Genomic DNA, 12,209 nt, shown 5'->3' with positions numbered 1-12,209 from the left:
GCCGACCGATCGCCGCAGGCATGGGAAGACAAGTGCTGCGATGAACCGGCTGCGATGAACCGGGCCGCAATGAACAAGGCCCGGCGATCGAGGATCGCCGGGCCTCGGCAAAGGCACCAGGCCGTGCGGCAGCGATGCTGCCGATCAGGCTGCCTGCAGATTCGCGGCCGCCAGCTTGCCACTGCGACTGTCGGTCCTGACCTCGAAGGACACTTTCTGCCCCTCGGACAGGCCGCGCATGCCCGCCGCTTCCAGCGCGGTGGCATGGACGAAGACGTCCTTGGAGCCATCGTCGGGCTGAATGAAGCCATAGCCACGGTCGGCGTTGTAGAATTTCACGGTACCAGTCGACATCGTCGTTTCCTTTAACAAAGCGCACAAATGCGCAACGGGCCGCGCGACCATCGCGCGACCGACATCCGAATTGAGCGATTTCTTGAAGGAAAACCCTTTGGGGGCAGGCCAGCAAGTCAGGCTGCAAGCTCGAACTGGATGAACATAGGCGCTGACGACGGTGAATGCAACGCGAATCTGACCCCGAAACGGCACCATCCGTGCAGCGGCTGGCCCGCGACCAAGCGTTGCATTGCCAGGGATCAGTGCAGATCCCGGGTGTAGACGAATGTCGGCATGTTCCAGTTGTAGCGCAGGGCCAGAAGCCTGAGCGTCAGGCCAATTGTCATCGCCGTCAGCATGACCGCCTCGGGCGGCAGGCCGTAGCGCGTGCCGCCGACATAGATCGCCCCGGTCACCACCGAGACGCTCGCGTAGAGCTCACTGCGGAACAACAGCGGCACATCGTTGCACAGGACGTCGCGCAGCACCCCGCCGAGGCAGCCGGTGATCATGCCTGCGACGATGACGATCAGCAGCGGCTGGTCCATCGCCATCGCGATGTTGCAGCCGATCACCGTGAACACCACGAGCCCAATGGCGTCCAGCAGCAGGAAGGCGTGACGCAGCCGATGGACGATGCGCGCAATCGCAATCGTCGCCAGCGCCGCGCCCGAGGTGATCACCAAGTATTCGGGATGCGCAACCCATGTCAGCGGATAATGGCCGAGCAGCACGTCACGAATCGACCCCCCGCCCAGCGCCGTGATCGATCCAAGCATGGCAACGCCGAACCAGTCCATGCTGCGCCGGCCAGCCGCCAGCGCGGCGGTCATCGCCTCGGCCGTAATGGCCACCAGAAAGACCGCATGCAGGATCTGCTCGCTCATCGAAGGCTCCCCCTTGAGACCGCGGGCGACGCCGCAGCCGGCGTGAGCATATCGCCGCGGCGCGCGGGGTACAGCAGGCCACGGCCGTTTCCGCCGATCCTGACGCAGCGCCCGCCGGATGCGCCAGGCCGAGAGTCCGCCGCGCTGTCGGAACCTGCACGTCCGGACAGGCGCCGGACGCGCGCGGCTCAACGCGTACCCGCATCCGCCGGCACACCGGCCGCCGCAAGCACACGAGCCTGCCGCGCACCGACGGCGGCGAGATCGAACCTCTCGATCGTCTCGTTGAACAGCCGGTGAAAGTTCAGTTCGGCGCGCAGGTGAATGAAGACCGCGCCGAGGCCGATCGCGGCCCGGTCCATGAACACGAATTCGCGCGGCACGCGAACCGGCCCCTTCTCCTTCAGCCCCTTGTGCACCTCGAATGCCTGCTTGCGCCCATATTCGGCCGCCGAGACTCCCTCGGCGATCCTGCGCACCCGGTCCTCGAGCAGCGGCCCGTAGATGAACCGCGCCCAGATGTTGAGGATCTCGATCAGATCCTTCGTGAGCCCCTTGAATCCCCATGTCTCGTAGGCATGCACCACCCGGGCGGGATCGTCCTGCCTCAGCCCCTCGTAGAGATCGACCACGCCACCGACGAAGGCGGGCGGGAACACGCGGATGCAGCCATAGTCGAGCAGGTTGATGCCCGCGGGCTGGCCCGCTTCCTCGAACACGGTGTAGTTGCCGAGGTGCGGATCGCCGTGGATCACGCCGTAATGGCTGAACGGATACCACCAGGCCCGGAACATCGCCGTGGCAAGACGGTTGCGGACCTCAAGGCCGGCCTCCTTGTGGGCGAGCATCGGCGAGCCGTCCAGCCAGGTCATGGTCAGCAGCCGCTGCGTCGTCAGCTCGGCCCGCACCTCGGGGACGCGGATCAGGGTCTCGCCGGCAAGGATGTCCCGGTAGAGCCGCATGTGCGCCGCCTCGCGCAGATAGTCGAGTTCCTCGCGGATGCGCGCGGCGATCTCGGTGCCCATGTCGCGGGTGTCGATTGCCGGATCCATCCGCCGATGGATCGCGAACAGCATCTCGAGCTGGGCGAGATCGGCCTCCACCGCCGACTGCATGTCCGGGTACTGGAGCTTGCAGGCGAGCCGCGTGCCGTCGCGCGCGGTGGCGCGATGCACCTGGCCGAGCGAGGCCGAGGCCGCCGCCTCGCGCTCGAACGCAGCGAACTGATCCTGCCAGTCGCCGCCAAGTTCGGCCGCCATGCGGCGCTTGACGAAGCTCCAGCCCATCGGCGGCGCCTGGCTCTGCAGCTTGGCGAGCTCCACGGCATATTCGGCCGGAAGTGCATCGGGGATGGTGGCGATTAGCTGTGCCACCTTCATGATCGGTCCCTTCAGCCCACCGAGTGCGGCAGCCAGTTCGAGGGCACCCTTCTCGCGGTCGCCGGTACGGCCGAACAGACGGCGGCCGGCGACCTTGGCTGCGATCGGGCCGACATTGGTACCGACGCGCGCATAGCGCCGCGCTCGGGCGGTGAACCGGTTGCGTTCGCTGTCCTGGCCGCTCATGCGACGATCATATGGGCCTCAGGGCGGGAAAGGTCACCCCGCGCCGATCGCCGCAGGCGATGCCGCAATCGCATCGAGGGCGGCGACGATGCGGTCGCGATCGGAAAGCAAGGCCTTGTAGCTCAGCTGCGCTTCGTCAAGCGACAGAATCTGGGCCTTCAGTCCGGCCGCCAGCCGGGCGCCGTCGGGATGACGGCGGAACGCCTCGAACGGATCGACATGCACCTTGATGGTGAACAGGATGTCGCCCGAAGCCGGCAGACGCCTGAGGGTCTGCCGCTCGATCCGGATGAATGCCCGCGGCATACCCTCCCCTGCGAACCAGTCGCGTGGCCGCTCCTTGGACTCCGGATGATGCAGGTCGTCATCGGCGTAGATCGACCAGTTGAGCCGCCAGACCGGCTGATCGACCTTCAGATTGTCGAAGATGCGGTCGACGCGCGCCCCGAGCCGCTCGGCATAGTGCGGCACGGCCTTGTGGATCTCGCTCATCGGCCGGGCAAACTTTTCCGCAAGCGACCATGCGGAGGGAAAGCACAGGCTCGCTGCGACCAGCCGGTAGCCCGCCGGCGACGCCCGCATCAGGCAGAGATCCTCCTGCACCAGCCGCGAGGCGGTCAGCAGCGGCGGCAGATCGTCCTCCAGATCGACGCTCCGCCCTGCCGGGACGACGTCGATGGCCGCATCCCGGCGTCGGTAGAGGTCCGGAAAGCGTGTGGTCAGATGGTTTGCCAGAAGCGTCAGCACCTCGCCCTGCGCCGTGCGCGTCTCGACCTCCTCGCGGAACACGACGTTGCGGCGCTCGGCCAACAGCCGTTCCTTCTCGTCGAGATGGGCGGCAAGGTGCTCGTCCGGCTCGATCCAGTCCGCAAGATCGAGCGGCTTCAGCCCGATCGAGAAGGGCTGCCGCGAGCCGTCATAGGGGGTGTGGGCGAGTTCCACCGGGCGCCTCGGACATCTCAGAAGCGTCTGCGCGTCCGCCCGTACAGGATCATTCCGAGAAGCGCCAACGCGGCGGCGGCAAGCACCATGAGGAGCACGATCATCGCGATCGCTCCGAGGATCGAGCCGAGCGTGTTCCAGAATCCGACCTGGGCGATGATCAGCGCGAGGATCAGGATCAGCAGGATCGGCACGGGTCAGTCCTCCATCGCCTCGAGTTCGTCGATCAGCCGTTCGATGACGCCGAGGCCCATGCGCCAGAAATCCGGGTCGCGGGCATCGAGGCCGAAGGGTGCCAGCAGCTCGGAGTGATGTTTGGTGCCGCCGGCCCTGAGCATGTCGAAATACTTCTCGGCAAAGCCCTCGGCGCTCCTCTCGTAGATGGCGTAGAGCGAATTCACCAGGCAGTCGCCGAAGGCATAGGCATAGACGTAGAACGGTGAATGGATGAAGTGCGGCACGTAGCACCAGAAGGTTTCGTACCCCTCGCCGAGCCGGATCGCCGGCCCGAGGCTCTCGGCCTGCACCTCCCGCCAGATCGTCGAGATGTCCTCGACCGTCAGCTCGCCCTCGCGGCGGGCGATATGGATACGCCGCTCGAACACGTAGAAGGCAATCTGCCGCACCACCGTGTTGATCATGCCCTCCGCCTTGGCGGCGAGCAGCGCCTTGCGCGCCTTCGGGTCAGCGGTCTCCGACAGGAGCCGGCGGAAGGTCAGCATCTCGCCGAACACGCTCGCCGTCTCGGCCAGCGTCAGCGGAGTCGGGGCCATCAGCGGCCCCTGCGGCGCGGCCAGCACCTGGTGCACGCCATGACCGAGCTCGTGCGCCAGCGTCATCACGTCACGCGGCCGGCCCATGTAATTGAGCAGCACGTAGGGGTGGGCGCTGGGGACGGTCGGATGCGCGAAGGCACCGGGCGACTTGCCGGGCTTCACCGGCGCGTCGATCCAGCCCTTCTCGAAGAACGGCTCGGCGATCCGCGCCATTTCCGGCGAGAAGTCGGCATAGGCGCCCATCACCGTCTGCCGTGCCTGCTCCCAGCGATAGGTCTTCTGGGCGACGCGGGGCAGCGGCGCATTGCGATCCCAGAACTCGAGCCTGTCCTTGCCGAACCAGCGCGCCTTGAGCGCATAGTAGCGGTGCGACAGCCTCGGATAGGCCCCACGCACGCTTTCGACCAGCGCCTCGACCACCTCGCGCTCGACGCGGTTGGCAAGGTGGCGAGAATCCGCGACATCCTCGAAGCCGCGCCAGCGGTCGGATATCTCCTTGTCCTTGGCCAGCGTGTTGGTGATCAGCGCGAAGGTCGGCAGATGTCTGCTGAACGTCGCGATCAGCGCTTCGGCACCCTTGCGCCGCTTCGACTCGTCACTGTCCTGCAGCAGGTTAAGCGTGGGCTCGAGCGTCAGCTCCCGACCGTCCACGACGAAGCGGAGCGAGGCCATGGTCTCGTCGAACAGCCGGGTCCAGGCAGCCCGCCCGGTGATCGACTTCTCGTGGAACAACTGCTCCAGCCTGTCGTCGAGCTGGTAGGGCTTCTCCTTGCGCACCTCCTCGATCCAGGGTCGGTAATGGCCGAGCGCGGGATTCTCCATCGCCCGTTCCAGAGCGCCGTCGTCAAGGCGGTTGAGCTCGAGCGGGAAGAACAGCAGATGCACGCTGGCATTGGTGATCTTCTCCCGCACGTCGCCATAGAACTTCGCCCGCTTCGGGTCGGAGACGTCCAGGGCATGCTGCAGCCCGGCATAGGAGACGATCCGTCCGATCAGATCCTGCAGCGCCTCCAGCTCGCGCACCGCACCGGCCAACCGCTCGGCGCCACCGTCACCGGCCAGCGTTTCCGCGAGCCGGCCCTTCCATTTCGCTTCGAACGCCCTCGAATCGGCCAGCGCCCGCTCCAGGTCGGCCTGCACCTCGGGAGCATCCATTGACGGATAGAGGTCGGTGAGGTCCCAGACCGGCAACGGCCCCAGATCCGGTGACTCGTCGCCCGCGCCTGCCGCCGCAGCGGTACTGCATACCCGCATCAAGTGTCTCCTCCGCGACATGGCGTCCGGCCCGACGACCGGCCTTAGCGATCGCCGCGATATTACCGACCGGTCCGGCCGCCGCAAGGAAGCCCGGCCGGCGGATTGCGATCGGCGAATGTGTTAGATCGGCTTAAGGCACCCTTTACCCAGCCTCTCGACAATGCCGGGCAACTGGCCCCACCGACCACAGGTGGCCTTCGGCCCGGAGTAGACATGGCAGAATGCATCCTGATCGTCGATGACGACCCGGTCCAGCGACGGATCCTGGAAGGGGCGGTGACGCGGTTCGGCTTCGAGCCGATCAGCGCGGAGACCGGCGACGCCGCCATTCAGTCACTCACGGGGCCGCGGTCCGAGGAGATCGTGCTGGTCATCCTCGACCTGGTGATGCCCGATCTCGACGGGATGGGCACGCTGGAGAGGATGCGCAAGGATGGCATCTACCGTCCGGTGATCGTGCAGACCGCCCATGGCGGCATCGACACCGTGGTCAGTGCGGTGCGGGCCGGCGCGGTCGATTTCTTCGTCAAGCCGGTCAGTCCCGAGCGCCTCGAGATCTCGATCCGCAATGCACTGAAGGTGAATGCGCTCGAGGGCGAGATCGCCCGCATCAAGCGCCGCATCGAGGGGACGCTGACCTTCCGCGACATCATCACGCGCTCACCGGCGATGCAGCGGGTGATCTCGCTCGGGGAGCGCGCGGCAAGCTCCAATATCCCGATCATCATCGAAGGCGAGTCGGGTGTCGGCAAGGAACTCATCGCGCGCGCAATTCAGGGTTCCAGCGGCCGCGCCGGCAAGCCGTTCGTCGCGGTCAACTGCGGCGCGATCCCCGAGAACCTGGTGGAATCGACGCTGTTTGGCCATGAGAAGGGCGCCTTCACCGGTGCGACCGACAGGCGCATCGGCAAGTTCGTCGAGGCCGATGGCGGCACCCTGTTCCTCGACGAGGTCGGCGAACTGCCCCCCGGGGCGCAGGTCAAGCTGCTGCGCGCCCTGCAGGAGGGCGAAGTAGACCCGGTCGGCGCCCGTCGCCCGGTGAAGGTCGACATCCGGCTGATCTCGGCCACCAACCGTTCGATGATCGACCTGGTCCGGTTCGGCAGGTTCCGCGAGGATCTCTACTACCGGCTGAACGTGTTCCCGATCCTGGTGCCGCCGCTGCGCGAGCGCCGCGAGGATGTGCCATTGCTCGCCCGCCATTTCCTGACGCGGTTCAGCGCCGAGGAAGGCAAGAAGATCGAGACGATCACGCCCGAGGCGCTGGCCCTGCTGCAGCGCTACAGCTGGCCAGGCAATGTCCGGCAGCTCGAGAACGTCGTGTTCCGTGCGGTGGTGCTCGCCGACACACCGGAGCTCGATGTCGACCACTTCCCGCAGATCGTCGCCCAGATCGACGAGATCGACGTGTCGAGGCCACGCCCGCATCCGGTCCGCACCTTCGATCCTGCGCCCGAACCGGCCCAGGCCGCCGCCGATGCCGCCGCCCCGGTGGCGACGGCCCCGGCCGAGCCCGTCTACGCGCCGCCGCCCGTGCCGGCCGTTCCGCTCCTGTCGGAGGACGGCGACGTCAGGCCGCTGGAGGAAATCGAGGCTGATCTCATTCGTTTCGCCCTCGAGCATTATCGGGGCCGCATGAGCGAAGTTGCTCGCAAGCTCGGCATCGGTCGCTCGACACTGTACCGGAGGATGAAGGAGCTGGAGCTCGACGCTGCCGAGTAGTCCGCGGCCCTGCAGCCGCGAACGGTCGCAGCAACCGGCCACGACGCTGGCATCGCCGGCAGAATTCGACTACCTCTGCGGAATGTGCAGGATGCGCGGAGCGAATCAGACGCGTTTTGTGATCGTGCGTCGCCTGGGTCTCGTGGGACTGGCCCTTGCCTCCGTCCCGCTGCTCTGCGGCACGGCCAGTGCTGCGCGCGAGGTCGACGTCGTCCTGCAGCCGGCTCCCCTGACCGCACCGGCCATCGCCCCCGGCGCGCCCGCACAACCGCCGCGCCAGGCGCGGCCAGCCCGACCCGCCCCGGAGCGCCCGGCTGCAGTGCCGGCCGGCGAGCCTCAGGACAATGACGCGCTGTCCGGATCCCCGGGCGAATTCATCGAGGGCGAGACGCCGGTCCTGCCGCCCGCCTTGCCGTCGACTGCCGCCCTCCGCACCACACGGGACGAGGAGCCGACCTTCGCCGATTTTGCCCCTGCCGAGCCCCCGGCAGCCGCCCCCGAAGCTGCAGCGGCCGGCGATCCGGAACCACCTGTGGCCGCGGCCGGACCGGCCGCCTCGGCCGAGCCGTCCGCCCTGCCGACGCCCGATCCGACCAGTGTCGCGCTGAAGGAGCTGCTGGCGCCGACAAAGGGCAAGGCCAAGGACCCGCTCGCCGTCGTGGCAACCTTCTATGACCGGCGCGGCTACACCCCGCTGTGGCTCGCCGGCGGCCGGTTCACCGGCAGCGGCCGCGCCGTCATCCACCGTCTTGCGCGCGCCGATGCCTACGGCCTCGACCCGGCCCGCTACGATCTTCCGCCCCTCGATATCGGCATCGCCGCGCCTGCCACACCGGCCGCACTGGCGGAAGCCGAGATTGCCCTGACCCGGGCCGCGCTGAAGTTCGCCGCCGACGCTCAGGGTGGCATCATGCCGCCCACCGCGTTGGGCGATCTGGTCACCGCCAGGCCGACGCGTCCCGATCCCGCCCAGGTGCTCACTGGGCTCGCCGAGGCAAGCGACAAGGTCGCCTATCTGGAAGGCTTCAACCCGCCGCATCCCGGTTTTGCTGCCTTGCAACGGCTGCTGGCCGAGCTACGCGACCACACGGCCTCAACCACCACGCTGACGATCCCGGATGGGCCGTCGATCAAGCCCGGCATGAGCGACGAGCGTGTGCCGCTGCTGCGTCGCCGGCTCGGCCTCCAGCCGGTGGAGGGCGAGGCGGCGCTCGTCTATGACGAGGCGACGGTGGAGGCCGTGAAGGCGTTCCAGCAGCGCGCGACGCTGGAGGTGGACGGCGTCGTCGGTCCGCAGACCCTGATCGGGCTGAATGGCGGCGCCGAGGTCACCGTCGCCGACGTGCTCGTCAACATGGAGCGCTGGCGCTGGCTGCCGCGCGACATGGGCGAACTGCATGTCTGGGTGAACATTCCCGAATACCGTCTGCGGGTGATGAACGGCGGTCGGGTGAGCTTCGAGACCCGCGTCATCGTCGGCACGCCGAAGAACCAGACGCCGATCTTCTCCGACGCCATCCAGTACGTCGACGTCAATCCCTACTGGAACGTGCCGCGCTCGATCGCCGCCAAGGAGATGATGCCGGAGATCCTCAGGGATCCGGGCTTCTTCGAGCGGCGGGGCCTGCAGGTGATCTACACCGGCGGCCCGCAGGAGCAGATCGTCGATCCGCGCTCGATCGACTGGAGCCAGTGGAACGCAGAGACCATGCCGTTCCGGTTCCGTCAGCCGCCGGGCGAGGCGAACGCGCTCGGGCGGGTCAAGTTCATGTTCCCCAACAAGCATGCCGTCTACCTGCACGACACCCCGACGCGGACGCTGTTCAACCGCTCGGTCCGCGCCTTCAGCCACGGCTGTGTGCGGGTTGACCAGCCGGTCGCCTTCGCCGACGCGCTGCTGGCCGGCGAGGAGCAGCTCAACGGCGAGCGCATCAAGCGGCTGATCGCGGGCGGCGAGAACGGCTCGCTGCCGCTGCGCAAGCACGTTCCGGTGCACCTAACCTATTTCACGGTGTGGGTCGACGAGGCTGGCGAAGTCCAGAAGCGACCGGACATCTACGGGCATGACCAGACGATGAAGACTGGCCTGGGGCTTGGCAGTTGAGAACGTGCGCAGGCAGAAATTTGGCGATCCGGCAAAAATACGCCATGATCAGACCATAACAGAGTTCGTAACATCGGCTTAACCATTCAGGCCGATGATCTGCCGGTCGGTCCACCTGGGGGGTGTCGCGGCCGGTACGAGAGACGCAACCTCGGGCGGGGTACATTGAGGGACAGCAATCCAACGGGGGCGGGGACTGCGCGTCGATTCGTGCGTGCAATTGCCCTGGTGGCCAGTGTCGCGGCGGTGACGATGGTCGTCGCTCCGGCCCATGCGCAGGACAGGACGCTGTCCTTCAAGCAGATCCACACCGGCGAGACGCTGACCGTGACGTTCAAGCGCAACGGCCGGTACGACGCCGAAGGCCTCAAGAAGATCAACTACATCCTGCGCGACTGGCGCCGCAACGAGTCCACGACGATGGATCCGGCGCTGCTCGATCTGATCTGGGAGGTGCGGCAGGCGGTCGGCTCGAAGGCGCCGATCCACGTCCTGTCCGGCTACCGTTCGCCGGTGACCAACGCCACGCTTCGCTCCCGCTCGAGCGGCGTCGCCCAGTCGAGCCTGCACATGTCCGGCCGCGCGCTCGACTTCTACCTCCCCGACGTGCCATTGCAGACGCTGCGTGAGACCGCGCTGAAGTACCAGCGCGGTGGCGTCGGCTATTATCCGACCTCCGGATCGCCCTTTGTCCATCTGGACACCGGCAATCCGCGTCACTGGCCGCGCATGACGCGCCAGCAGCTCGCCAAGCTGTTCCCGGATGGCAAGACGGTCCACATCCCCTCGGACGGCAAGCCGATGCCCGGCTACAACCAGGCCGTGGCGGAACTGTCGCGAAGCGCCGCGACGCGGACCGCGGCGGTGACCTCGAACGGTCGCCAGCAGATGGTGATGAACTTCCCTCGCCTCGATCCCTCGGTGCCGATCGCTCAGGCGGCGGCCTTGGCGGCCGGTTCCTCGCGTAGCGGCGGCAGGAACCTGTTCGCCGCGCTGTTCGAATCCGGCGAGGACGGCGACGAGGAAGCCGCCGCTGCCACGCGTACACCGGCGGCTGCCTCGACCGGCAGCGCCGCACCGGTCCCTGCGGCGCCCGTTCCCGCGCCGGTCCCGCGGGCGCCCCTCCCGCAGGTGCCCGTGGTGCTGGCTTCGGTGCAGCCCGCCGAAACAGCACGTGAGCCGGTGGCGCCGCCAATGTCGGCGGCGCTCCCTGCCCCTGCGGCGATCCTTGCCGACGTGCCGCTGCCGCGACTGCGGCCTGACGCACCGGCGCCCGTGGCGGTAGCCGTTGCGGCCGCGGCCCCGATCGGCGCCACTGCCCCGCTGCCGATGGCCAAGCCGGTCCTCGAAGCGCCCGCCAACCCGCTGCCGGTGGCAATCGCCATGCTGCCGCGCGAGCGCCCGACGCCGCCCGATCTCGGCGCAGGCCAGCTCACCGCGCTGGTCGAGTCCACGGCGGGCGATATCCAGACCGGATCGACAGGCGCAGCGACCGCGCTCGCCGCGACCGGCACACCAGACCTGGCGCCCTTCGCCACGACCTTCACCGGCATCGAGACGATTCCCTCCGGGCGGCCGGTGCTGGTGGCGATCGACCACAGACCCGCGGCGATGCGGCCCTACCTGGCCGCTGGCACCTGCCTGCGCGATTCCGTCTTCGTCACGCTGCGCCACCCTGACCAGACCGACCTCGGCAGCCTGACCGCCCTCACTGCACCGGTCATCGAGAACCGCTTCGGCGATCCCGCCGCAATGGCCGTTCCCGCCCGGCGGTTCGTCGGACAGGCGGTCGCGCCGGTACCGACCCGCCGCTTCGTGGTGGCGGCGCTGCCGCTACCGCTGCCGGTCCTCGCCCCGCCGACCCGGCTGCACTGACGGCCCGGTCGCGACAGTCCTTGCCAACAAAAAGGGTGCCAACAAAAAGGGTGCCAACAGAAAGGGCGGCCTGCGGGCCGCCCTTATTCTTGCCGATGTCGTGCTGCCGGCCGCCGCGGCGCTATTCGCCAGCGACCATGCCAAGCGCCACCATATAGGTCGCCAGGATCGCCTCATGCTCCTGGCGTTCCGCCGCGTCCTGCTTGCGCAGGCGGACCACCGTGCGCAACGCCTTGGTGTCGAAGCCGTTGGCCTTCGCCTCGGCATACACGTCACGGATATCGTCGGCGAGCGCCTTCTTCTCTTCCTCCAGCCGTTCGATCCTCTGAACGATCGAACGCAACTGGTCGCGTGCGACGGCCTCGACCTCGCTCATTCATCCCTCCGTTCCAATTGCAATGGCCGCCACGGCGGCCGTCAGTGATCCTTGTGGCTTGCCGCTTGGCTGCGGGCAAAGGCAGCCTGCTGATCCGCGCTCGCCTCGGTCTGATACTTCGCCTTCCACTCGGCGTAAGGCATTCCGTAGATGATCTCGCGGCTCGCCTCCCGGTCGATCTGGAGACCCCGTGCCTCGGCGGCCTCGCGATACCAGTTCGACAGGCAGTTCCGGCAGAACCCGGCCAGGTTCATGAGGTCGATGTTCTGCACGTCCGGCCGCGCCCTGAGATGCTCGACCAGCCTGCGGAACGCCGCCGCCTCGAGCTCGGTTCGAACCGTCTCGTCGATCTCGCTCATCGCACGCTCC

Annotated in this window: 11 protein-coding genes; 3 read left to right on the top strand and 8 right to left on the bottom strand. The window is 67.6% G+C overall.

All coding sequences use genetic code 11. The annotated features are described in order from the left end of the window. Window positions 1-144: 144 nt before the first annotated feature. The 6 genes from EDC22_RS00840 to EDC22_RS00820 form a co-directional block, all read right to left on the bottom strand. A complete protein-coding gene (locus EDC22_RS00840; protein ID WP_132804706.1) occupies window positions 145-354 on the bottom strand; it encodes a cold-shock protein in 210 nt (69 codons plus the stop codon). 242 nt (window positions 355-596) lie between these two features. After that, complete coding sequence (locus EDC22_RS00835; RefSeq protein WP_132804705.1) at window positions 597-1,223, bottom strand: trimeric intracellular cation channel family protein; 627 nt, start codon at window positions 1,221-1,223, stop codon at window positions 597-599. Between the two features lie 188 nt (window positions 1,224-1,411). Next, window positions 1,412-2,788 carry an ABC1 kinase family protein gene (locus EDC22_RS00830; RefSeq protein ID WP_132804704.1) on the bottom strand — a complete coding sequence of 459 codons (1,377 nt, stop codon included), beginning with the start codon at window positions 2,786-2,788 and terminating at the stop codon, window positions 1,412-1,414. 33 nt (window positions 2,789-2,821) lie between these two features. Then, the gene (locus tag EDC22_RS00825) at window positions 2,822-3,730 is read right to left on the bottom strand and encodes a heme-dependent oxidative N-demethylase family protein (RefSeq protein WP_132804703.1); all 909 of its coding nucleotides are present in this window, start codon (window positions 3,728-3,730) and stop codon (window positions 2,822-2,824) included. 17 nt (window positions 3,731-3,747) lie between these two features. Further along, window positions 3,748-3,924, bottom strand: a complete 177-nt coding sequence (locus EDC22_RS17840; RefSeq protein WP_165926736.1) for a hypothetical protein — start codon at window positions 3,922-3,924, stop codon at window positions 3,748-3,750. Window positions 3,925-3,927: 3 nt separating this feature from the next. Next, window positions 3,928-5,760, bottom strand: a complete 1,833-nt coding sequence (locus EDC22_RS00820) for a M3 family oligoendopeptidase (RefSeq protein ID WP_245499570.1) — start codon at window positions 5,758-5,760, stop codon at window positions 3,928-3,930. 216 nt (window positions 5,761-5,976) lie between these two features. On the opposite strand from EDC22_RS00820, the gene EDC22_RS00815 reads away from it, so the two are divergent. The 3 genes from EDC22_RS00815 (at window position 5,977) to mepK (ending at window position 11,464) form a co-directional block, all read left to right on the top strand. Next, on the top strand, window positions 5,977-7,485 hold the full coding sequence (locus EDC22_RS00815) for a sigma-54-dependent transcriptional regulator (protein WP_132804701.1): 1,509 nt from the start codon (window positions 5,977-5,979) through the stop codon (window positions 7,483-7,485). A gap of 118 nt (window positions 7,486-7,603) precedes the next feature. Further along, on the top strand, window positions 7,604-9,589 hold the full coding sequence (locus EDC22_RS00810; protein ID WP_132804700.1) for a L,D-transpeptidase family protein: 1,986 nt from the start codon (window positions 7,604-7,606) through the stop codon (window positions 9,587-9,589). 210 nt (window positions 9,590-9,799) lie between these two features. Next, window positions 9,800-11,464: a peptidoglycan L,D-endopeptidase MepK gene (gene mepK / locus EDC22_RS00805; protein ID WP_132804699.1), complete on the top strand. Its 1,665-nt coding sequence runs from the start codon at window positions 9,800-9,802 to the stop codon at window positions 11,462-11,464. 121 nt (window positions 11,465-11,585) lie between these two features. Here the strand turns inward: mepK and EDC22_RS00800 are convergent, their stop codons facing one another. Beyond that, on the bottom strand, window positions 11,586-11,840 hold the full coding sequence (locus tag EDC22_RS00800) for a DUF2312 domain-containing protein (protein WP_132804698.1): 255 nt from the start codon (window positions 11,838-11,840) through the stop codon (window positions 11,586-11,588). Window positions 11,841-11,881: 41 nt separating this feature from the next. Continuing rightward, the gene (locus tag EDC22_RS00795) at window positions 11,882-12,199 is read right to left on the bottom strand and encodes a DUF1244 domain-containing protein (RefSeq protein WP_132804697.1); all 318 of its coding nucleotides are present in this window, start codon (window positions 12,197-12,199) and stop codon (window positions 11,882-11,884) included. Window positions 12,200-12,209 lie beyond the last annotated feature (10 nt).

Origin of the sequence: Tepidamorphus gemmatus (genome assembly GCF_004346195.1) — a bacterium.
Taxonomy (GTDB): Bacteria; Pseudomonadota; Alphaproteobacteria; order Rhizobiales; family Tepidamorphaceae; genus Tepidamorphus; species Tepidamorphus gemmatus.
The sequence above is the reverse complement of the archived record's forward strand: the minus strand, read 5'-3'. Positions and strand labels throughout refer to the sequence as shown.